This window comes from Kitasatospora sp. NPDC101155, from assembly GCF_044768305.1.
Lineage (GTDB): Bacteria > Actinomycetota > Actinomycetes > Streptomycetales > Streptomycetaceae > Kitasatospora.
The window spans coordinates 132,967-153,486 of sequence record NZ_JBIWPN010000010.1 but is presented as its reverse complement, the minus strand read 5'-3'; the positions used below and the strand labels follow the sequence as shown (position 1 = coordinate 153,486).

Here is a 20,520-nt window from a genome sequence, read left to right as displayed (position 1 = left end):
GTCGTGATGAGCTACGAGATCCAGAAGTCCGAGGCCGAGTGGCGCGCCCAGCTCAGCCCCGAGGAGTACCACGTCCTCCGCGAGGCGGGCACCGAGCGCCCGTTCGTCGGCGAGTACACCGACACCAAGACGGTCGGCGTCTACAGCTGCCGGGCCTGCGGGGCGGAGCTGTTCAGCTCCGAGACCAAGTTCGACAGCCACTGCGGCTGGCCCTCGTACTACGCGCCGCTGGCCGAGGACCGGGTCGAGTACATCGAGGACGATTCGCTCGGCATGCGCCGGGTCGAGGTGCGCTGCGCCCGCTGCGGCGGGCACCTGGGGCACGTCTTCGAGGGCGAGGGCTACGGGACGCCGACCGACCAGCGGTATTGCATCAACAGCATCTCGCTGACGCTGCGGCCGGCCGAGTAGGACGGACGGCGGAAGGCCCGGACGATCGTCGTCCGGGCCTTCCGGCTATCCGGCCAGCGGCGCGAAGCGGACCGGCAGGTGTACCAGGGCGCGGTGGAAGGGGCCCGGGCGCCAGAGCAACTCCCCCGCTGGGGTGGCCAGTTCGAGGTCGCTGAGCCGACTGGTCAGCTGCTCGATCGCGGTGATCGCGATCAGCAGGGCCGGGTCGCGGGCCGGGCAGGCGTGCGGGCCGGCCGCCCAGGCCAGGTGGGCGCTCTCGCCGCTGCGCAGCTCGGTGCCGTCGGTGGGCGGCGCGGCCTGGGAGTTGGCGGCCGCGTACGAGACCAGCACCAGCGAGCCGGCCCTGATCTCCCGGCCGTGGAAGGTGATGTCGTAGCGCGGGTAGTGGGCGGAGAGGTTGGCCATCGGCGGCTCGTGCCAGAGCACCTCGTCGATCGCCTGGTGGGCGGTCATCGCGCCGCCGAACAGCGAGCCGGCGTAGCGGGCGTCGGTGAGCAGCCGCAGCAGGGCGTTGCCGATCAGGTTGGTGGTCGGCTCGTGCCCGGCGATCATGGTCAGGGTGATCTGGCGGATCACCTCCTCGTCGTCCAGCGCGACCGGGTGGGTGACGAACCAGGAGGCGAGGTCGTTACGGGGGCGCTCGCGCCGCTCGGCGACCATCCCGGTGACCACCCCGACGAGTTCCCCGTACGCGGCGCCGGCCCGTTCGGTGGACTCGATCAGCCCGGTGATCGCGGCCACCACCCGGGCTCGCTGCTCCTCGGGCACGCCGAACCAGGTGGTGAGCACGAAGGCGGGCAGCCGGCGGGCGTACTCGGCGATCAGGTCGGCGCGGCCGACCGCGGCGAACCCGTCGATCAGCTGGTGGGCGGCCTCGGCGACCTGGCGCTGCAGTCGGTGCGGCTCGAACAGGGCGAGGCCGTCGGTGATCACCGCGCGGTAGCGGGCGTGGGTCCCGCCGTCGCTGAACAGGGCGGTGGGGCGGTAACCGAGCACCGGCAGCAGCGGGGAGTCCGGCGGGACGGTCCGCTGCCAGGCGCGGGAGTCCTTGGAGAAGGTGTCGGTGTCGCGCAGCAGGTCCAGGGCGGCCTGGTAGTCGGTGACCAGCAGGGCGTCCACGCCGGGCGCGATCTCCACCGGGGCGACGGCGCCGTGGCGGCGCAGCCGCTCGTACACCAGCTGGGGGTCGGCGGCGAAGACCGGGCCGTAGATCGGGGTCGGGCGGGTCTCGACGGTCACGAGCCCTCCCGGGCGGCGGCGGTGGCGGTGGTGGTGGCGGCGGCGGGCAGGGTGTCGAGGACGTGCTCGGCCAGGGCGATCAGCGCGTCGAGGCTGCTCCCGCGCTCGCGGGCGTCGCAGTGCAGCAGCGGGGTGGCGGCGTGCAGGTCCAGGTGGGTGCGCAGCACCTCGACCGGGTGGTCCGGGGAATCCGGGAAGCGGTTGACCGCCACGGCGTACGGCAGCCCCTGCTCCTCGACCATGTCCATGATCTCGAAGGAGTCGGCCAGCCGGCGGGTGTCGGCGAGCACCAGGGCACCCAGCGCGCCGCGGGCGACGTCCTGCCAGAGCGGGAAGAAGCGGCGCTGGCCCGGGGTGCCGAACATGTAGAGCACCAGGTTGCCGGGCAGGGTGAGCCGGCCGAAGTCGACCGCGACGGTGGTGGTGGACTTCTCGGGCAGGCCCGCCAGGTCGTCCACCGGCCGCCCGGACTCCGTCATCGCCTCCTCGGTGTGCAGGGTGGCGATCTCGGAGAGGGTGCGGATCAGCGTGGTCTTGCCGACCCCGAACGGGCCGGCGACCACCAGTTTCATCAGCGTCTGGTCCCGGTCGGGCAGGTAGCCCACCCGGCTCGGCCGCCCCTCGGGGGAGCCGGCCCGGTCACCGGAGCGCACGGAGTCCAACGAGGAGCCTCTCGACGATGGAACGGTCGGTCTGCTGGGCACGCGGGATCGGCGCGCGGGCGTGCAGGAAGCCTGCCTCGACCAGATCGGCCGCGAGGAAGACCGTGGCGCTGACCGGCAGGCGCAGGTGCGCGGCGGCCTCCACCACGGTCAGCGCGCCGGGGCGCAGCAGTTCCCAGAGCCGGCGGTGTTCGGGTTCGAGTCCGGTCGGCGGTTCGGCGCGGTCGGCGAACAGCACGGTCAGCCGCTCGAAGCCCTCGGTGCCGGGGCGGCTGCGGCCGCCGGTGGCCAGGTAGGCGGGCACCATCCGCCTGCGGGGGACGGCACTCATGACCCTGCGGTGGGGTCCTGCCGCCGGGACGGGCTGGCGAGCGCGCGGCCCAGGGCGGCGACCTGGAGCTGCATCTGGTAAGCCACGTTGCCGAGTTGGGCGTCCGGGGCGGTGAACACGGCGAGCGAGGTGTTCTCCCCGGCCGGGACGACGACGGCGTAGCCGAGGTCGGACTCCACCACGGTCTGGGCCAGTCGGGGCCGCTCGGCGTCGGTGAAGGCGGTGGTGAAGGCGCGGGCGGCGGCGTGCACGGTGGCGGTCATCGCGGCGACCCGCTCGGCGGAGGCCCGGCCGAGGCCGTCGGAGGCGGCCTCGACGAGTCCGTCACCGGTGGCGACCACCGCGTGCAGCACCCCCGGCAGCTCCAGCAACGGGTTCAGCACCCATGAGATCTCGTCGGTGGCGGTCGGGCTGGGCGAGCTGCTCACTGGAAACCTCCGAGGGTGTCCCCGGCTTCGGCCAGGGATGGAACCGAACTCCTACGGAGCAGGGCGGGAGACAGGGTTTCGCCGCCAGGACGAATGACCGCCCACGTGGTCGAGCAGGATGCGCTCAGTGCTGAGCGAGAACCAAGCCAGTACAACGGCGCGTTGCGAGAACCAAGCACGAGCCACGTCAGCTTTGCTGCACCAAACCGGGCAGGTTCCGTCCCGGCTGGCGTTGAGGGAGTGAGACCTTTCAGGTCGCTGACCTGTGGGGCTTCCTGAGCCAGGAATTCCCCTGCTTCGGCGGGGGGAGGGTTCAATGCTCGGCTCCTTCCAAGGTCGGGCCGGTGGTGTGGTCACCGGTGGTGCTGTTCTCTTCGGGTACGGCGCCGGTGCGGGCGCCCTGCGTCAGGGCGGCCCGGCCGGCGTCGGTACCCCGCTGTAACGCCTGCCAGCGGGCGGCGGCCTGCTCGGGGCTGCGGACATGCGGTGCGACCGCAGACGCGCCCAGGTCCCCCGTCGGCTCCCCGGCGGGCTCCTCGGCCGTCAGCGGACGGCGGCGACGCCGGGTCGGCAGGCCGCTGTCGTCGCCGGGCCGCTCAGCGACCGGGTCGGGGTCGGGCACCGCGTGGATGGCCGGCGGCGGGAGCGGGCCGGGCTGGTTGTGGCGGTCGTCGAGCACCGGCCCGTCCTGCTCGTCGGCATCGCGCATCGGCGGCACGGCCAGGACCGTGGGCGCCGGAGCCGGGCCGCCGCCGGCCCGCAGCGGCAGCGGGGTGAGCACCGACAGCGGCTGCTCCTCGTCCACCACCGTCACCAGCGCGGCCGGGATCCGCAGGATGGTCCGCATGCCGCCGTACGGCGAGGGCTCGATGTGGCAGGTGAAGCCGTACTGCCGGGCCAGCTTGCCGACCACCGCGAAGCCGGTCCTGGGCGGGTTGCCGAGCTCGGTGAGCAGCACGTCCGGCGGGCCGGCCAGCAGACGGCGGGCCCGGCGCAGCTGGTCCTCGTCCATGCCGATGCCGCTGTCGTCGGTGATCACCAGCGCGCCGCGACCGCCCTGCTGGACGGTGACCGGCACGTCGGTCTCCGGGTGGGAGTAGGCGGTGGCGTTGGCGAGCAGTTCGGCGATCGCGATGGCGATCGGCTCGGCGGCCCGGGCGACCACCGCGAGCCGCTGCTCCCGCAGGTGGTTGGCGACCTTGATCCGGGCATAGCCGGGCACCCGGGAGAGCGCGCCGACCACCACCTCGGTGAGCGGGGAGTCGGTGCGGGCCAGACCCGGCCAGGCCTCGCAGAGCACGGCGACGGTCTGGATCCGGCGCAGCGCGACCTCGTTGCGGAAGTCGACCTCCAGCAGCCGGGGGTCGTCGTTGTCGTGCTGGAGCTGCTGGACCAGGCTCTGGATCTGGTAGAGCAGGGTCTGGATCCGGGAGGTGGCGCCGCGCATGGCGGCCCGGGCGGCGGCGTCGACCCGTTCGCGCTCGTCGGCGAGGGCGGCGGTGGCGGCGTCCAGGACGGACTGCAGGGCTCGGACGGCCTCGGCTCCGACGGCCTCCGGGTCGAGCGGGCCGACCAGCGGGGCGTTGGCGTGCGTCAGGCGTACGGCTGTGGCGGCGACCCGCTCCTGGGCGAGGTGGCCGATCTCGGCGAGCAGCGCGGCGGCGTGCTGCTCGGCGGTGGCGAGCCGGCGTTCGGCCTCCTCGGCCCGGGTGGTCGCGGCGGCGCCCCGCTGCTCGGCCTCCCGCACGGCCTCCCGCACGGCCTCCTGCGCCTCCCGGGCCTGTCGCTCGGCGGCCCGGTGGCGCTCGTCCGCGGCCCGGTGGCGTTCCCCGGCCCGGCGGGCCTCCTCGACGGAGTGCCGCACGGCCTCCTGGGAGTCGTGCAACTCCTGTTCGGCGCGGGCGAGTCGGGCCTCGGCGGCCCGGGCGCGCTCCTCGCCGTGGTCGCGGGCGGTCTCGGCGGCCGTCGCCCGGGCGACGGCGCGGGCCCGGCCACGGGAGAGCACGACCGTGGCCGCGGCGGCGGCCAGCACCAGGGCGATCAGCGCGATCTGCATCGAAGTCCTCGGGTGTCCTGGCCGGCTGGCGCCTGGGCCGCGGGGGTCAGTTCCGGCCGGAGCGCGGGCGCGGGACGCGGGCGGTTTCTTCGGCCAGTTCGCGGGCCACCAGGGCGACCTGGCCCATCGACTCCAGGATGCCGGGCTTGGCGGAGCCGTCCAGGTGCCGGTACTCGGCCGCGACGGTGAGCACCAGCCGCTCGGGCAGGCCGAGTTCGGGGTGGCGCTGCTCGGCGATCACCCGCCGAGCGGCGTCCAGTGCGGGTATCCCGGCGCCGTGCAGGGCGTGGGCGCGCTCGCGGACGTAGTCGAGGTAGCCGATGTGCCGGCGGACGCCGTCGCGGTCGAGCACCGGGCCGTGGCCGGGGACGAAGATCTCGGCGCCGGTGGCGAGGGCCTGCTCGCAGGCGCCGATGACGTTCGCCAGCGGGCCGGCCCAGTGCGAGGGGTGGTCGCCGGGCTGCTCGGGGGTCGAGGAGAAGACCACGTCGCCGGTGAACACCGCGCGCTGGTGCGGGAGGTGGACCATCAGATCCCCACCCGTGTGGGCGGCGGGCAGGCTGGTGATCTGGACCGGGTAGCGGCCGACCTTGAGCTCCAGCTCGCCGGTGAAGACGGTGTCCGGGTGCACCGCCTCGGTCTCGGACCAGTCGAAGCGACCGAAGTGCTCCCGCAGGTAGCCGCCGAGCGGGGAGTCCGGGTCGCTGTTGGCGATCAGCGCGTGCTGCTGCTGCGGGGAGGGCTCCCAGTGGATGTGGTCCAGCGCCTCGCGGGTGGCGATCACCTCGGCGTCCGGGAGCACCCCGGCGCCCCACAGGTGGTCGCCGTTGGCATGGGTGACGACCACTCGGTCGATCTCCACCCCGGTCGGCAGCAGGCGTCGGCTCGCGGTGAGGAACTCCCCGGCCAGCGACGGGTCGTACGGGGTGTCGATCCAGAGCGCGGTGGTCTCCGAGACCAGCAGGCCACAGTTGGCCAGGCCCCAGCCCCGCTTCGGGGGGAGCCACACGTACAGGTCCTCGGCAATCGCGCTCACGTTCGCACGGTTGATCGTCATGCGCGCGATTATGCCCACCTTGCGCCAGGAGTGGGGTAAAACCTGCGCGGACGGCCGGAGTTCATGCCCCAGTCCCTCCCGGGCTGTCCGGTTTCGCGCCGCGTGGTCGAGACCAATCGTCTCAGATCTCGGGACGACCGGTGGACACCTCGCCCCGGAACCCCGACGGGACGTCGGACCGGGGCGAGGGCAGCACGCGGCAGACCTCGACGGTGACGTCCACGGTGTCCAGACCGATCACCCGCCCCTCCACCGCGACGAACCCCTTCTCCCGCGAGCGGAACAGCGCCGCCAACGGCGAGTTCCGGCTCGCCGCGGTCAGCGCCTCCACCGCCATCGCGGAGCCGAAGGCGAACACCCCGCACAGCACGATGCACGGCGCGCGCCGGGGCGTACGGGCGACGAAGATGAAGCCGTGGTCGCGGATCAGCTCCCCGGCCGAGCTGTACAGCGCCTCGAAGGTCGCTCACGAACATTAAAGACCACTCAACAACACTCAACTGCCAACGGTTCACCACCCCATCGCGGAAATTCGGACCGTCAGACCATAGGCAAACCCCTGGCTACTTCAGACCCCTGATCCCCTTGCGCTCCCCCGCACAGCGCTCGTACCCGAGCCACGCGTTGACCGCCAGCATCGGCGCGTTGGTGATGTCGTTGCTGGTGTACGCGCTCCGGTAGCCGGCCGCCGCAGCGAGCCGCAGCGACTCCAGCTTGGCCAGCTTGGCCAGACCGCGGCCGCGGAACTCTCGGCGGCAGGCGGTGAACGCGGACCAGTAGCGGTCCACCCCGTCGGTCTGCGCCATGGTGAACGCGGCCGGCTCGCCGTCCACCACCGCGACGACGGTCAGCCCCCGGTCCAGGTCCGGTCGGGCCCAGTCGCCGTGCAGCCACTCCTCGTAGTCCAGGGCGTCCATCGACACCTCGCCGGGCTCGTCCCGGATGGCCTCCGCCTCCACCAGGAACAGCGGGCGCGGATCGTCCACCCAGTCGGTGGCCGGGCGCAGCTCGACACCGGCCGGCCGGACCGGCGCCTGGGGCAGCGGCAGTGTCAGGTCCCTCCCGCCGAACTGCGCCGTGCTCCCGAGCTCGTAGCCCCGGGCGGAGCCGAAGGCCAGCGACTCGGGCTCCTCGTCCAGCCAGCTGTGCAGCTCGGTCACCCCGTGCCCGGCCAGGTGCCGTTCGGCCGCGGCCAGCAGCGCGGTCGCCGCGCCGCGCCGCCGGAACTCCGGCAGCACGCTGCCGTTGGCGTCGCCGACGCCGGTGGTCGTCGTCCCGAGCACCAGGCCGCAGCGCACCGCGCCGACCACCCGGCCGTCCAGCTCGGCGACGAAGGTGCGGAAGTGCTCGTCGGGATTCTGCCGGGCGTTCATCCAGAGCAGGGCCTCGGCGCTCATCACCAGGTGCTCGCGCCCGGCCCGGTGGGCGGCCGCCACCGCCTCGGCGTCGGCGGGGCGGAAGTCTCGGATCGTCAGTTCAGTCGAAGTCATGGATTCGCACGCTAGCCGCGTCGACCCGTCGCCGCCTCCGACTTTCCCGCCGACGGGCCACCACCTGCGGGGCTGCCCCGGGCCGGGGACTAGAGTCCGTCAGCACCAGGACGGCAAGCTCAAATAATGCTCTGAGAAGACCGGGTGAGGCTTGGCAACCACCCCGCCCGGGGACATCCTCAGCAGCACGGCCGCGCGGTCCTGGCGACGACGCCCGCACCGCCCGACGGCCTCCCCGTCCAGCCCTCCGAAGGGGGCGAACCGATGACTTCCCCTGCCCTGGACCTGCCCGGCTCCGCCACCGCCACCCGGCTCGGCGTGGGCGTCGGCTGGCGCACCGAGATCGACACCGTGGTCGAGCGCCAACCCGGCCTGGACTGGGTCGAGGTGGTCGCCGAGAACATCTGCGCCGACCACCTGCCCACCTCGCTCACCGTCCTGCGCGAGCGCGGCGTCACCGTCGTCCCGCACGGCGTCGGCCTCGGCCTCGGCGGCGCCGACCTGCCCGACCCCGCCCGGCTCGGCAAACTCGCCGGGACGGCGCTGGCTCTCGACTCCCCACTGGTCACCGAGCACCTGGCCTTCGTCCGGGCCGGCGGCCTGGAGGCCGGCCACCTGCTGCCCGTCCCCCGCACCCGGGACTCGCTGCGGGTGATCGCCGAGAACGTCCGGATCGCCCAGGAGCAGCTGCCGGTGCCGCTCGCCCTGGAGAACATCGCCGCCCAGCTCGCCTGGCCGGACGACGAGTTCACCGAGGGCGAGTTCCTCGCCGAACTGGTCGAGCGCACCGGCGTCCGGCTGCTGATCGACGTCGCCAACCTGCACACCAACCGGGTCAACCTGGGCACCGACCCGGCCGCCGAACTCGATCGCCTGCCGCTGGAGGCGCTCGCCTACGTGCACGTCGCGGGCGGCACCCTGGTCGACGGCGTCTGGCACGACACCCACGCCCACCCCGTCACCGAACCGGTGCTGGAGGTCCTGGCCGAACTCTGCGCGCGGGTCGCACCGCCCGGCGTCCTGCTGGAACGGGACGCCGACTTCCCGCCGCCCACCGAGCTGGCCGGTGAACTGGACGCCATCCGCCGGGTGCTGGAGGGGAGCACCCTGCGATGACCGACCTGAAAGGCGCATCCGAGACCGACAACCGCGCCGAGGCGCTCCTCGGAGGCGAGTGCGCGACCGGCACAGCCCGGGAGCGCCTGGCCCAGCGCCAGGAGGAGCTGATGGCCGCCCTGGTGGCCGGCGGGCCCGTCCCGCCCGGCTTCGATCCGAGCCAGGTCCGCGCCCAGTCCACCGGCCTCGCCGCCAAACGGCGAGACACCACCGCGAAGGTCGCCCCGGACCTGCCCCGCCTGCTCGGGGCACAGTACGGGCCGCTCTTCCTCGACTACGCCCGCACCCACCCGCAGACCGGCGGCTACCGCGCCGACGCCCGGGCCTTCGCCGAGTGGGTGCGCACCGACGGCGGCCCGCTCGCCGTCGACCGCCGCCGGGCCCTGGAGCTGTGGCTCCACCCGGCGCCCGAGCGGCCTCCCGGCCCGCTCGCCCGCCTGCGCCGGGCCCTGCGCGAACGCTGAACCGACATCATCTCGGGGGAACCGCCCATGTGGCACAACAGCTACTTCCTGATCCCGGCCGTCCTGCTGGCCGCCGCCGCCCTGTACGCCGTCCAGACCCGGCAACGGGTCGGCCACGTCCCGTACCCGCAGGGCCTGCCCGGCCGCGGGCTGCCGCTGCTGGACACCGCGTTCCTGGCCGGCGGCCCCGGCCGGGTCTTCGACACCGCGATGGTCCGGATGCACCTCGGCGAGCAGGCCGTGGTCAACCGCGCCGGCCTGGTCACCCTCACCGGCACCAAGCCCTACGACGCCGTCGACCAGGCGATCCACGATGCCGTCGGCCCGACCGGCAGCCGTGAACTCGGCCCGCTGCGCCGTATGGTGATGCGCTCGGCCGCCGTCCAGGAGATCGGCGACCGGCTCGCCGACCGCGGCCTGATGCGCCGCCCCGAACGGCTGGAGCGCGCCCGGAAGGCCCGTCGGTTCCTCTGGCAGGCGATGCTCCTCGTCGCGGTCTCCATCCCGGTCGCCCTGCTGCTCGACAACGGCGAGATCCTCTCCGACCGCCCCAACCTCTTCGTCCCGGGCTTCCTGCTGTTCGCCGGCGCCGGCGCGCTGGTCACCACCGCGCCGGCCAGGGGCCGGATCACCCCGGCCGGGCAGCGCCAGCTGACCCTGATGCAGGGCACCCCGTGGACGCCCAAGTCCGGTGTCCCGCCGAAGCTGACCGGCGGCGCGATGCTGGGCGCGGTCGCCCTCGGCGGGATGGCCGCGGCCGCGATGGACAACCAGGAGCTGGAGTCGGCGATGCTGGCCGCGGCGGCCGAGGAGGAGGCGATCCGGCAGGCTTCCTCGTCCTCGTCCTCGTCCCTCTTCTCCTCCTCGTCCTCCTCGTCGGGCTCCTCCTCTTCGGGCTCCTCCTGCTCGTCGAGCACCTCGTCCTGCGGCTCTCCCGACTCCGGCTCCTCGCACCACTCCTCGTGCGGGTCCTCGCACCACTCCTCGTGCGGCTCCTCGCACTCCAGCAGCTGCGGGTCCTCCTCCAGCTGCGGGTCCAGCTGCGGTTCGAGCTGCGGGAGCAGCTGTGGCGGCTCCTGACGTCACAGTTCGGTATCGCGCTCCGGGAAGCCGTTCCCCACGCCGTCGGCCCAGGCATAGAACAAGCCCATGTGGTTGCTGTTCCTGATCCCGGCCTGTGTCGCAGCGGTGCTGGCCTGCCTCCGGCTGGTACGGATGACCGCCGCTGCCGACGCCCTGGCCGATCAGGACCTGCTGCGTCCACCGGAGGCCGTCGGCATCGGTCTGTACGAGACCGCCTACCTGGCCGGCGGCCCGGACCGGGTGGTGGAACTCGCCCTCGTCCTGATGGCCGGCCGGGGACGCCTGCACCTCGCCCACACCGGCTGGACCACCGTGGTCGACCCCAAGGGCCGCAGCCGCCTGGAGCGCGCGATCATCGCCACCGTCGGCCCCGAGGGCCAGTGCCGAACGGACGAGCTGCGCCGGGCGATGGCCGAGCACCCCACCGTGCTGGAGATCGGCGCCCGGCTCTCGCTGGCCGGCCTGGCCACCCCGGCCCCGGTGCAGCGCGACACCGTGGTGGTGGTCCGCCACGTCCGGCACGCCCTGCTGCTGACCCTGGTCCTGCTCGCCGCCGCCCTCTCCCTCAGCGGCTTCACCGGCGGTGACACCCTCGCCCCGCTCGCCTGGTTCTCCCTGCCGCTGATCCTCACCTCGGGCACCCTGCTGATGGCCCGCGTCGACGTCTACCCCTACACCCGCTGGGCCTCCCCCATCGGCCAGGAGGTCCTGCGCGAGGTCCGGCCCGCCCGACAGCACGGCCTCGCCGACGACGAGGAACGCGAACTCCTCACCGCCGTCGCCATGAACGGCCCCGCCGCCCTCCCCGACCCCCGCCTGCGCGCCGCCCTCCGCCCGCACCGGACGTAACCCGCGCCCGTGGCAACGACCGGAGGCCGGCCCCCCGTACACAGGGGACCGGCCTCCGTAGGGCGCGGGTCAGACCAGGCCGTTCAGCAGCTCGCTCACCGGCTTGCGGCGGCCGGTGAAGAACGGGACCTCCTCGCGGACGTGCAGCCGGGCCCGGGAGGGGCGCAGGTCGCGCATCAGGTCGACGATCCGGTGCAGCTCGTCCGCCTCGAAGGCGAGCAGCCACTCGTAGTCGCCGAGCGCGAACGAGGCGACCGTGTTGGCCCGCACGTCCGGGTAGCCACGGGCCATCTGGCCGTGCTCGGCGAGCATCGCGCGCCGCTCGGCGTCCGGCAGCAGGTACCACTCGTAGGAGCGGACGAACGGGTAGACGCAGACGTAGTCGCGCGGGCGCTCGTCGGCGAGGAAGGCCGGGATGTGCGACTTGTTGAACTCGGCCGGGCGGTGCAGCGCCATGTTCGACCAGACCGGCTCCAGGTGGCGGCCCAGGCCGGTACGACGGAAGCGGTTGTACGCCTCCTGCAGGTCGTCCGAGTCGGCGGCGTGCCACCAGACGAGGATGTCGGCGTCCGCGCGCAGACCGGACACGTCGTACGTGCCGCGCACGGTCACGTCCTTCGCGGCCAGCTGGGCGAACAGCTCGTCCACCTCGGCAGCCAGGGCGGTGCGGTCCTCGGGCAGGCCGCCCTTGAGCTTGAACACCGACCACATGGTGTAGCGGATGACCTGGTTCAGGTCGCGCGCCTTCTTCTTCTCGGGCTGCTGCTCCGGCTGCTGCTCAACGGTCTCAGTCATGCGCCCATTGTCCTCTCCGTGGAACCTTCCCCGGTCGCCGGGGTCAACAGTTTGTCGATGGCCGCCGCGGCGGCGGCCGCCGAACCGATGCAGGCCGGAATGCCCACCCCGTCGTACACGGCGCCGCACAGCGCCAGCGCGCCCACCGCCTCCGCCGCCGCCCGCACCCGGGCCACCCGGTCCAGGTGGCCCACCGGGTACTGCGGCAGGCCGGCGGTGAAGCGCGAGACGAAGGTGTCGTACGGCCGGGCGGTCAGCCCGATCGCCTCCTCCAGGTCCGCCAGCGAGCGGGCCACCAGCTCCTCGTCCGGCAGCTCCAGCGCCTCGTCCTCACGGTAGCGGCCCAGCGAGGTGCGCAGCAGGAAGGAGTCCGGGGCGGAGCGGTCCAGCCAGCCCCACTTGTTGGAGGAGAAGGTCGAGGCCTTGATCCGCCGCCCGTCCACCGGCGGCACCAGGAAGCCGCTGCCGCTGGGCAGCTCGGCCAGGTCGGCGCGGCGGAACGCCAGGGTCACCAGCGCCATGCCCGCGTACTCGACGGTGGCCAGCTCGACGGCGGCCGCCGGGGCATCCGCGCGCAGCAGCCGGGCCGCGGCCGGGGCCGGGACGGCCAGCACCACGGCGTCGGCGTACAGCACCTCGCCGGCGGCGACCACGCGCCAGCCCTCGGGGGTGCGGCGCAGCTCGTCCACCGGGGTGTCGGTGCGCAGGTCCACGCCCGCCTTGACGCAGGCCTCGGCGACCGCCTCCGGCAGGGTGCCGAGGCCGCCGCGCAGCCCCTGGAACACCGGGGTGCCGACCACCGTCGGCCGGGAGGCCAGCTCGCGCACCCCCTCGACCAGCGAGCCGCCGCCCTGCGCGATCGGCAGCAGCTGCGGCACGGCGGCGCGCAGCGAGATCTCGTCGGAGCGCCCGGCGTAGACGCCGCCCAGCAGCGGCTCGACCAGCCGGTCCACCACCTCCTGGCCGAGCCGGTCGGCGACGTAGCGTCCGATCGCGACGTCCGCCCCGACCTCGGTCCCCCGCTCGTGCCGGGCCCGCTCCAGGCCCTCGGCGGTGAGCACCCCGGAGGCGGCCAGCGCCTCCAGGTCTCCCGGGACGCCCATCACCTGCCCGCCCGGCAGCGGCCGCAGCGCGCCCCTGGTCCAGATCGCCGCCTTAGCGGTGGTCGGCGGCTCCAGCTCGTCCCCCAGCCCGACCGCCCGCGCCAGCTCCACCGCCTCCGGCCGCCGCGCCAGCACCGACTCGGCCCCGAGGTCCACCCGGACCCCGCCGACCTCACCGCCCCACAGCTTCCCGCCGACCCGCCCCGACGCCTCCAGCACCGTCACCCGGGCCCGCGCCGGCCCCCCGGCCACCCCGCTCAGGAAGGCGGCCGCAGCCAGCCCCGCGATCCCACCACCGACGACGACGACCTGTGCATCCGACATGCCTCGCAGTCTCGCAGGTCTTTACACCGAACCCTCAATCCGCTGCACGCCCGCTGTTGGGCACCAGCTCGTCCAGGTCGATCGCGATCGGGAAGGGCACCGGGCGTACGAGCTTGCCCCGGAAGATCCCGGCCGGAACGTAGGAGGAGGTCACCGGCTCCAGCTCGAAGACGTGCGCAACCGGCAGGCCGTCCTCCTCCTCGACGATCCAGTAATGCGGGATACCTGCCTCGGCGTACTTGCGGAACTTGACCGTACGATCCCGGTGCGCGGACTCCGGGGAGACGACCTCGATGACGAGGGCCACTTCATCGGGAGTGAACTGGGTGCGATCGGGCTCGAACTCGGCCCGGACGACGAGCACGTCCGGCTCGGGGCGGTTCCGCTTGTCGAGCTTGATCGACATCTCCCTGCCGACCCGGTGTCCCTTCGGCACCTGGCGGCGCAGCGTGTAAACGAGGTCCGTGACGACGTCACCGTGCCACCAGCGCTGGGGGGACATCATGAAGACGAGTGCTCCATCGATCAGTTCGGTGTGCCGCGGCGCCTGCGGCAGGTGGTCGAGGTCATCGGCAAACCAGCCCTCGTCTCTGGGCGCGTACATCCAGTCCGGCAGCTCGCTCATGCCCCCAAGATAGCGACTTGAGGGGCACGAGGAACCGCCACTTAATCTGTGTGCTATGGAACCGATCGTGGTGAGCGCGTGTCTGGCCGGGGTGCCCTGCCGGTACGACGGGCGGGCGAGGACCTCGGCGGAGGCCGTACGGCTGGTCGAGGAGGGGCGCGCGGTCGTCGTCTGTCCGGAGGGGGCGGGCGGGTTGCCGACGCCTCGGCCGGCGGCGGAGATCGTGGGTGGGGACGGGGCGGACGTGCTCGACGCGCGGGCGCGGGTGGTGGACACGACCGGGGCCGACCGTACCGAGGAGTTCGTGTCCGGTGCCCGGGCGGCGCTGGCGGCGGCCGAGGCGGCGGGGGCGCGGCGGGCGCTGCTGATGGCGCGCAGTCCGTCGTGCGGCTGCGGGCGGGTGCACGACGGGACGTTCACCGGGGAGCTGCGGCCCGGGGACGGGGTGACGGCGGCGCTGCTGCGGCGAGCGGGGATCGAGATGACCGCCGGATAGCTCGTGCCCGACCGGCACTCCCGCCTCAACGGGGAGGCCTGTCAACGAAGTTGGGGGAGGCGCCGAGGGCTGAACGACGACGGCGGGCCCGCCGTGACCGGAGGGCCCGCCGCCGTGGTTCGACGCGTCAGCGCGCGCTGGCCTCGTGCACGAACGCGACCAGGCGGGAGAGCGCGTCCGGGTCCATGGACGGCAGCACGCCGTGGCCGAGGTTGAAGATGTGGCCGCTGGTACCGAGCGCCTGGGCGGCGTGCAGCACCTCGCGGGCCTTGGTCTCCACGACCTTGGTCGGCGCGAACAGCACCGCCGGGTCGAGGTTGCCCTGCAGGCCCTTGCCCGCGCCGACCCGCTCGGCGGCGACGTTCAGCGGCACCCGCCAGTCGACGCCGACGATGTCCGCGCCGGCCTGGCCCATCAGCCCGAGCAGCTCGCCGGTGCCGACGCCGAAGTGGATCCGCGGCACCCCGTAGTGGGCCACGGCGTCGAAGACCTTGGTGCTGGCCGGCATCACCGAGCGGCGGTAGTCGTCCGGCGCGAGCGAACCGACCCAGGAGTCGAACAGCTGGACCGCCGAGGCGCCCGCCTCGATCTGCACCTTCAGGAAGGCCGAGGTGATGTCCGCGAGCCGGTCCACCAGGGCGGCCCACAGCTCGGGCTGCCCGTACATCATGGCCTTGGTGTTCTCGTGGTTCTTGGACGGCCCGCCCTCGACCAGGTAGCTGGCCAGGGTGTACGGCGCACCCGCGAAGCCGATCAGCGGGGTCTCGCCGAGCTCGTCCACCAGCAGGCCGATGGCCTCGGTGACGTACGGGACGTCGTCGGGCTCCAGCGGGCGCAGCCGCTGGAGGTCCTCGAAGGTGCGGATCGGATCGGCGATGACCGGACCGATGCCGGGCTTGATGTCCACGTCGATACCCACGGCCTTGAGCGGCACCACGATGTCGCTGAAGAAGATCGCCGCGTCCACCTTGTGCCGGCGCACCGGCTGCAGGGTGATCTCCTTGACCAGCTCGGGCCGCATGCAGGACTCCAGCATGGGGATGCCCTCGCGGACCTTCAGGTACTCGGGCAGCGAGCGGCCCGCCTGGCGCATGAACCACACCGGGGTGTGCGGCACCGGCTCGTGCCGGCAGGCGCGCAGGAACGCGGAGTCGTGCGCGGCGCCGCGGCGCGCGGGGGTGGGTCGGCCGTCGAGGGGGGCCGCCGTCGGGTCTGCCGTAGTCTCGCTCACGGGTCAAATCTTCGCATGCGCCTCGGAGCGTCCTCCCCGGGCGGCCTCGTCGGTTCCTCCAAGATCTGTCCGGGTTTGCCGTTCCGGCACGCCGCTCGGACGGAAGTTGCGGCGATAATCCGGGTTTTCGACCTAGTCTTCGGGTCATGGCAGCGGTCGGCGGGCACCCCACGCAGGGTGGCGGAGCAGGTGGCGGAACGGGTCGGGAGGGGGCGCCGAGCGAGTTCCGGGCCGCCGTGGAGGCCCTGAGCGGGGCGCGGCTCCGGCCCGAGCTCCAGCTCTCCCCCGCGCCGGCCCCACGCCGGCTCGCCCCGCACGCGTTCGCGCTGACCGCCACCGTGGAGGTGGACGGCGAGGAGCTGGCCGACGGCCGGCTGGTGCTGCTGTACGACCCGGCCGGGCAGGAGGCCTGGAACGGGGAGTTCCGGGTGGTCACCATGACCCGGGCCGAGCTGGAGCCGGAGATGGCCGGCGACCCGATGCTCTCCGAGGTCGGCTGGGCCTGGCTGATGGACGCACTGCAGGCGCAGGGCGCCGGGTACGCGGAGCCGTCCGGCACGGTGACCCGGTGCGCCTCGCAGTACTTCGGCGGTCTGGCGGACCGTCCGTCCTCGACCGAGATCGAGATCCGGGCCTCCTGGACGCCGGCCGACGGCCGGTTCGAGCGGCACCTGGCGGCCTGGGGGGATCTGCTCTGCATCAGCGCCGGGCTGCCACCGGCCACCCCGACCGCGCAGCCGCCGGCCGAGGTCACGTCACTCGGTGGGGTGGTCCCGATGCCCGCCCGGCGACGCCCGCGGTCGCACTGACGAGTGGCGTCCGGGCCGGGCGGCACCTCCCGCCCCGACACCACCCCCAGGACTGACGGAGTGTGACTTCGATCCCGCTCTGCGTCAATTAGCTGGTCAGAAGCGACCGATCAGTGACGTTTCTGATCGATTTTGTACGAATTCCAAGCATGTCGCATCAGTCACATGCGCGATTTGTCCGTATTGTTACTCACTAGATCGTGATCTTTCGCTAAAGCCGGACACGGTTGCTGCCGAAGCAGACTGTGACCCTTTCCGAACGCGGAACACTCCGACCGCCCCCATCGGGGTTCCGTCCGCCACTCCCCGCAGGAGGCCTGGTGTCGGTCCTTCTTGAGCACCCCGCAAACGTGGTCGCCTACCGCCCGACCAAGCCCACCGCCATGGTGGTCATCGCCGATCCCCGCGTCCGAAACACCGTCACCCGCCACCTGTGGGCGCTCGGCGTCCGCGACGTGATCGAGGTGTCCTCGATCGCCGAGGCCCGCCCCCGGGTCTCCACCCCACGCGACATCTGCGTCGCCGACGTCCACCTTCCGGACGGCTCCGGGCTGACCATCCTCGCCGAGACACGTGCCGCGGGCTGGCCCAACGGCCTGGCACTGTCGGCCGCCGACGACATCGGCGCGGTCCGCTCCGCGCTGGCCGGCGGCGTCAAGGGCTACGTGGTCACCGGCACCCGCACCAATGTCGCGATGCCCGGCCGCCCGGGCCTGCCGCTCGGCGCCGCCGGACTGGCCGGCCGGATGCGCCGCCCCGGGATGCCGGGCATGCCGGGCGCCGCCGGTGCTCCGGGAGCGCCCGGGGCCCCCGGTGCGCCGGGCCCGCAGCAGGCCGCCTACCGCGAACTGTCCGGCCGCGAGGTCGAGGTGCTGCGGCTGGTCGCCGAGGGCCAGTCGAACAAGGCGATCGGCGTGGCAATGGGCCTGTCCGCGCTCACCGTGAAGAGCCACCTGGCCCGGATCGCCCGCAAGCTCGGCACCGGGGACCGCGCGGGCATGGTCGCGGTCGCACTGCGCACCGGAATCATCCACTGAGCCGATCGAACCCGAACTGCTTGTCGAACCACAACGGCGGCTCAGGAGGAACGTTCCTTCTGAGCCGCCGCAGGCGTGGGAGCGGCCGCCGCAGGCATCGGGGCAGCCGCCGCAGCCATGTGCGGACGGCACCTTCGCCGCCGCCCGTAACGGTCTGACCAGTCCGACAACACTCCCAGTTCCGGGGACCGTCGTACCCTTGGGGGGTGACCGACGCCGTAGCAGCCATCCCAGAAGAAGCAGCCCCGGTCCCGCTCCTCGAACCGAAGGAGGGGATCCCGCCCGTCGTGGCGGACGAGCGGGCGCTGGCCGCCACGGTCGCCGCCTTCGCCGCGGGCACCGGACCGGTCGCCGTCGACGCCGAGCGCGCCTCCGGCTACCGCTACGGGCAGCGCGCGTACCTCATCCAGCTGCGCCGCGCGGGTGCCGGCTCCGCCCTGATCGACCCGATCGCCTGCCCCGACCTCAGTGGGCTGGGCGCCGCCATCGCGGACGCCGAGTGGGTGGTGCACGCCGCCACCCAGGACCTGCCCTGCCTGGCCGAGGTGGGCATGAGACCCCAGCGCCTGTTCGACACCGAGCTGGCCGGGCGGATCGCCGGCTTCGCCCGGGTCGGCCTCGGGCCGATGACCGAGAACGTGCTCGGGCTGAGCCTGGCCAAGGAGCACTCGGCGGTCGACTGGTCCACCCGCCCGCTGCCCGAGCCCTGGCTGCGCTACGCGGCTCTGGACGTCGAGGTGCTGGTCGAGCTGCGCGACGCACTCGAACAGGAGCTGGACGCCCAGGGCAAGCTCGGCTGGGCCCTGGAGGAGTTCGCCTCGATCGCCGCCGCGCCCCGCCCGGCCCCGCGCACCGACCCGTGGCGGCGCACCTCGCAGCTGCACAAGGTCCGCCGGCGCCGCCAGCTGGCCGTGGTGCGCGAGCTGTGGCTGACCCGCGACCGGATAGCGCAGGAGCGCGACGTCTCCCCCGGCCGGGTGCTCTCGGACGCCGCGATCGTCAACGCCGCGCTGGCCATGCCGCTGAACATCGCCGCACTGCAGGCCGTCCAGGGCTTCGGGCCGCGCCTGCACCGGCGCCAGCTGGACCAGTGGCTGGCGGCGGTGCAGCGCGGCCGGGAGATCCCGGAGAACCAGCTGCCGCCGGCCGCCGCGCCGCACGACGGACCGCCGCCGCCGCGGGCCTGGGCCGAGAAGGACCCGGTGGCCGCCGCCCGGCTCTCCGGTGCCCGAGCCGCCGTCAGCGACCTGGCCGAGCGTCACAACCTGCCGGCCGAGAACCTGATCACCCCGGACCTGGTGCGCCGGGTCTCCTGGGAGCCGCCGGTCGAGCCGAGCGCCGAGCGCGTGGCCGCCGCGCTGCGTCGGCTCGGCGCCCGGCAGTGGCAGGTCGACCTGGTGGCGCCGCCGGTGGCCGCCGCGTTCGCCGCCGCCTCAGCCCAGGGCTGACCCGGGCCGCGCTCCCGAGGCATGACTCCGAAAAGGGGATGTCGTCCGTCCGGACGGCATCCCCTTCGGCGCGTCCGGGAAGCCTTCCTGGTCGGACGTGTCGCGGGACACATGGTCCGAACCCTCCGAGGGGCCTGGGCAGGTTGGTTACCGGCGGGTAGCATGACGGTGATGCGGCGCCGCTCGGGTCTTCACCGGCGGCAGCCCGCCCACCTCAAAATGTTGGTCCCTGGGAGGAGAGCCCCCGTGCCTCGTACCGCGAGGGACGTCGTCTTCGTCGATGGCGTCCGCACCCCGTTCGGCAAGGCCGGCCCGAAGGGCATCTACCACGAGACCCGCGCGGACGACCTCGTCGTCAAGTGCATCCGGGAGCTCGTGCGCCGTAACCCGAACCTGCCCGTCGAGCGCATCGACGAGGTCGCCATCGCGGCCACCACGCAGATCGGCGACCAGGGTCTGACCATCGGGCGCACCGCCGCCCTGCTGTCCGGCCTGCCGAAGTCCGTTCCCGGTTACGCGATCGACCGCATGTGCGCCGGCGCCCTGACCGCCGTGACCACCACCGCCGGCGGCATCGCCTTCGGCGCGTACGATGTGGTCGTGGCCGGCGGTGTCGAGCACATGGGCCGTCACCCGATGGGTGAGGGCGTCGACCCGAACCCGCGCTTCGTCTCCGAGAAGCTGGTCGACGAGTCCGCCCTGTTCATGGGCATGACCGCGGAGAACCTGCACGACCGGTTCCCGCACATCACCAAGGAGCGCTGCGACGCCTACGCCGTGCGCTCGCAGGAGAAGGCCGCCAAGGCGTACGCCAACGGCGACATCCAGCCCGACCTGGTGCCGATCTCGATCCGCAACACCAACCCCGAGGTCGGCGAGACCGGCTGGGGCCTGGCCACCGTGGACGAGCCGATGCGCCCGGGCACCACGATGGAGAGCCTGGCGAACCTCAAGACCCCGTTCCGCCCGCACGGCAACATCACCGCGGGCAACTCGGCCGGTCTGAACGACGGCGCCACCGCCTCGCTGCTGGCCGCCGAGGACGTCGCCGAGGAGCTCGGCCTCCCGGTCAAGATGCGCCTGGTCTCCTACGCCTTCGCGGGCGTCGAGCCCGAGGTCATGGGCATCGGCCCGGTGCCGGCCACCGAGAAGGCGCTGGCCAAGGCCGGTCTGACCATCGACGACATCCAGGCCTTCGAGGTCAACGAGGCCTTCGCCGTCCAGGTGCTGTCCTTCCTGGACCACTACGGCATCGCGGACGACGACGAGCGGGTCAACCCGTTCGGCGGTGCGATCGCCTTCGGCCACCCGCTGGCCTCCTCCGGCGTGCGCCTGATGAACCAGCTGGCCCGCCGCTTCGAGCAGCGCCCGGACGTCCGCTACGGCCTCACCACGATGTGCATCGGCTTCGGCATGGGCGGCACCATCATCTGGGAGAACCCGCACTTCGAGGGTGGTAAGTGACC

General features: G+C 73.4%; 20 protein-coding genes and 1 pseudogene. 10 read left to right on the top strand and 11 right to left on the bottom strand.

Going from position 1 to position 20,520, the window contains the following annotated elements; genetic code table 11:
• Positions 1-6: 6 nt before the first annotated feature.
• Complete coding sequence (msrB, locus tag ACIRYZ_RS17595) at positions 7-411, top strand: peptide-methionine (R)-S-oxide reductase MsrB (protein ID WP_380614176.1); 405 nt, start codon at positions 7-9, stop codon at positions 409-411.
• Positions 412-456: 45 nt separating this feature from the next.
• On the opposite strand, the gene ACIRYZ_RS17590 is transcribed toward msrB, so the two are convergent.
• From ACIRYZ_RS17590 to ACIRYZ_RS17565, 6 genes are all read right to left on the bottom strand, one after another.
• Positions 457-1,650 (bottom strand): cytochrome P450, encoded by a 1,194-nt coding sequence (locus tag ACIRYZ_RS17590; protein WP_402944927.1) that lies wholly within the window; start codon positions 1,648-1,650, stop codon positions 457-459.
• Positions 1,647-2,312: a GTP-binding protein gene (locus ACIRYZ_RS17585; RefSeq protein ID WP_402944924.1), complete on the bottom strand. Its 666-nt coding sequence runs from the start codon at positions 2,310-2,312 to the stop codon at positions 1,647-1,649. The genes ACIRYZ_RS17590 and ACIRYZ_RS17585 overlap by 4 nt, the downstream gene beginning before the upstream one ends.
• A complete protein-coding gene (locus tag ACIRYZ_RS17580) occupies positions 2,290-2,643 on the bottom strand; it encodes a DUF742 domain-containing protein (protein WP_402944922.1) in 354 nt (117 codons plus the stop codon). The genes ACIRYZ_RS17585 and ACIRYZ_RS17580 overlap by 23 nt, the downstream gene beginning before the upstream one ends.
• On the bottom strand, positions 2,640-3,071 hold the full coding sequence (locus ACIRYZ_RS17575) for a roadblock/LC7 domain-containing protein (RefSeq protein WP_355671806.1): 432 nt from the start codon (positions 3,069-3,071) through the stop codon (positions 2,640-2,642). The genes ACIRYZ_RS17580 and ACIRYZ_RS17575 overlap by 4 nt, the downstream gene beginning before the upstream one ends.
• 313 nt (positions 3,072-3,384) lie before the next feature.
• Positions 3,385-5,127 carry an ATP-binding protein gene (locus ACIRYZ_RS17570; protein WP_402944919.1) on the bottom strand — a complete coding sequence of 581 codons (1,743 nt, stop codon included), beginning with the start codon at positions 5,125-5,127 and terminating at the stop codon, positions 3,385-3,387.
• Positions 5,128-5,173: 46 nt separating this feature from the next.
• Positions 5,174-6,184 carry an MBL fold metallo-hydrolase gene (locus tag ACIRYZ_RS17565; protein WP_402944916.1) on the bottom strand — a complete coding sequence of 337 codons (1,011 nt, stop codon included), beginning with the start codon at positions 6,182-6,184 and terminating at the stop codon, positions 5,174-5,176.
• A gap of 224 nt (positions 6,185-6,408) precedes the next feature.
• Between ACIRYZ_RS17565 and ACIRYZ_RS17560 the strand changes: the two genes are divergently transcribed.
• Entirely contained in the window at positions 6,409-6,663 is a 255-nt protein-coding gene (locus ACIRYZ_RS17560) for a hypothetical protein (protein ID WP_402944915.1), read from the top strand.
• A gap of 84 nt (positions 6,664-6,747) precedes the next feature.
• On the opposite strand, the gene ACIRYZ_RS17555 is transcribed toward ACIRYZ_RS17560, so the two are convergent.
• Complete coding sequence (locus ACIRYZ_RS17555) at positions 6,748-7,674, bottom strand: GNAT family N-acetyltransferase (protein WP_402944912.1); 927 nt, start codon at positions 7,672-7,674, stop codon at positions 6,748-6,750.
• A 264-nt stretch (positions 7,675-7,938) separates the two neighbouring features.
• Between ACIRYZ_RS17555 and ACIRYZ_RS17550 the strand changes: the two are divergent.
• The 3 genes and pseudogenes from ACIRYZ_RS17550 to ACIRYZ_RS17540 all read left to right on the top strand — a co-directional run bounded on the left by ACIRYZ_RS17550 (position 7,939) and on the right by ACIRYZ_RS17540 (position 11,186).
• Positions 7,939-9,254, top strand: a pseudogene (locus ACIRYZ_RS17550) (DUF692 domain-containing protein).
• 27 nt (positions 9,255-9,281) lie between these two features.
• Complete coding sequence (locus tag ACIRYZ_RS17545; RefSeq protein WP_402944910.1) at positions 9,282-10,334, top strand: TIGR04222 domain-containing membrane protein; 1,053 nt, start codon at positions 9,282-9,284, stop codon at positions 10,332-10,334.
• A gap of 69 nt (positions 10,335-10,403) precedes the next feature.
• A complete protein-coding gene (locus tag ACIRYZ_RS17540) occupies positions 10,404-11,186 on the top strand; it encodes a TIGR04222 domain-containing membrane protein (protein WP_402944908.1) in 783 nt (260 codons plus the stop codon).
• A 69-nt stretch (positions 11,187-11,255) separates the two neighbouring features.
• Here ACIRYZ_RS17540 and hemQ read toward each other — a convergent pair whose 3' ends face one another.
• The 3 genes from hemQ to ACIRYZ_RS17525 are packed head-to-tail and all read right to left on the bottom strand — an operon-like array spanning position 11,256 to position 14,033.
• Entirely contained in the window at positions 11,256-11,981 is a 726-nt protein-coding gene (gene hemQ, locus ACIRYZ_RS17535; protein WP_380614165.1) for a hydrogen peroxide-dependent heme synthase, read from the bottom strand.
• On the bottom strand, positions 11,978-13,408 hold the full coding sequence (hemG, locus tag ACIRYZ_RS17530) for a protoporphyrinogen oxidase (protein WP_402944905.1): 1,431 nt from the start codon (positions 13,406-13,408) through the stop codon (positions 11,978-11,980). The genes hemQ and hemG overlap by 4 nt, the downstream gene beginning before the upstream one ends.
• A gap of 34 nt (positions 13,409-13,442) precedes the next feature.
• Entirely contained in the window at positions 13,443-14,033 is a 591-nt protein-coding gene (locus tag ACIRYZ_RS17525; protein ID WP_402944904.1) for a Uma2 family endonuclease, read from the bottom strand.
• A 55-nt stretch (positions 14,034-14,088) separates the two neighbouring features.
• On the opposite strand from ACIRYZ_RS17525, the gene ACIRYZ_RS17520 reads away from it, so the two are divergent.
• Entirely contained in the window at positions 14,089-14,529 is a 441-nt protein-coding gene (locus tag ACIRYZ_RS17520; protein ID WP_402944902.1) for a DUF523 domain-containing protein, read from the top strand.
• A 127-nt stretch (positions 14,530-14,656) separates the two neighbouring features.
• Here ACIRYZ_RS17520 and hemE read toward each other — a convergent pair whose 3' ends face one another.
• Entirely contained in the window at positions 14,657-15,760 is a 1,104-nt protein-coding gene (gene hemE, locus ACIRYZ_RS17515) for a uroporphyrinogen decarboxylase (RefSeq protein ID WP_402944899.1), read from the bottom strand.
• Between the two features lie 146 nt (positions 15,761-15,906).
• Between hemE and ACIRYZ_RS17510 the strand changes: the two genes are divergently transcribed.
• The 4 genes from ACIRYZ_RS17510 to ACIRYZ_RS17495 all read left to right on the top strand — a co-directional run bounded on the left by ACIRYZ_RS17510 (position 15,907) and on the right by ACIRYZ_RS17495 (position 20,518).
• Positions 15,907-16,569 (top strand): DUF3000 domain-containing protein, encoded by a 663-nt coding sequence (locus ACIRYZ_RS17510; RefSeq protein WP_387620787.1) that lies wholly within the window; start codon positions 15,907-15,909, stop codon positions 16,567-16,569.
• A gap of 320 nt (positions 16,570-16,889) precedes the next feature.
• Complete coding sequence (locus ACIRYZ_RS17505; RefSeq protein ID WP_030288221.1) at positions 16,890-17,606, top strand: response regulator transcription factor; 717 nt, start codon at positions 16,890-16,892, stop codon at positions 17,604-17,606.
• Between the two features lie 206 nt (positions 17,607-17,812).
• The gene (locus tag ACIRYZ_RS17500; protein WP_402944897.1) at positions 17,813-19,054 is read left to right on the top strand and encodes an HRDC domain-containing protein; all 1,242 of its coding nucleotides are present in this window, start codon (positions 17,813-17,815) and stop codon (positions 19,052-19,054) included.
• A 246-nt stretch (positions 19,055-19,300) separates the two neighbouring features.
• Positions 19,301-20,518, top strand: coding sequence for a thiolase family protein (locus ACIRYZ_RS17495; RefSeq protein WP_393026069.1), 1,218 nt, complete (start codon positions 19,301-19,303; stop codon positions 20,516-20,518).
• The last annotated feature ends 2 nt before the right edge of the window (positions 20,519-20,520 follow it).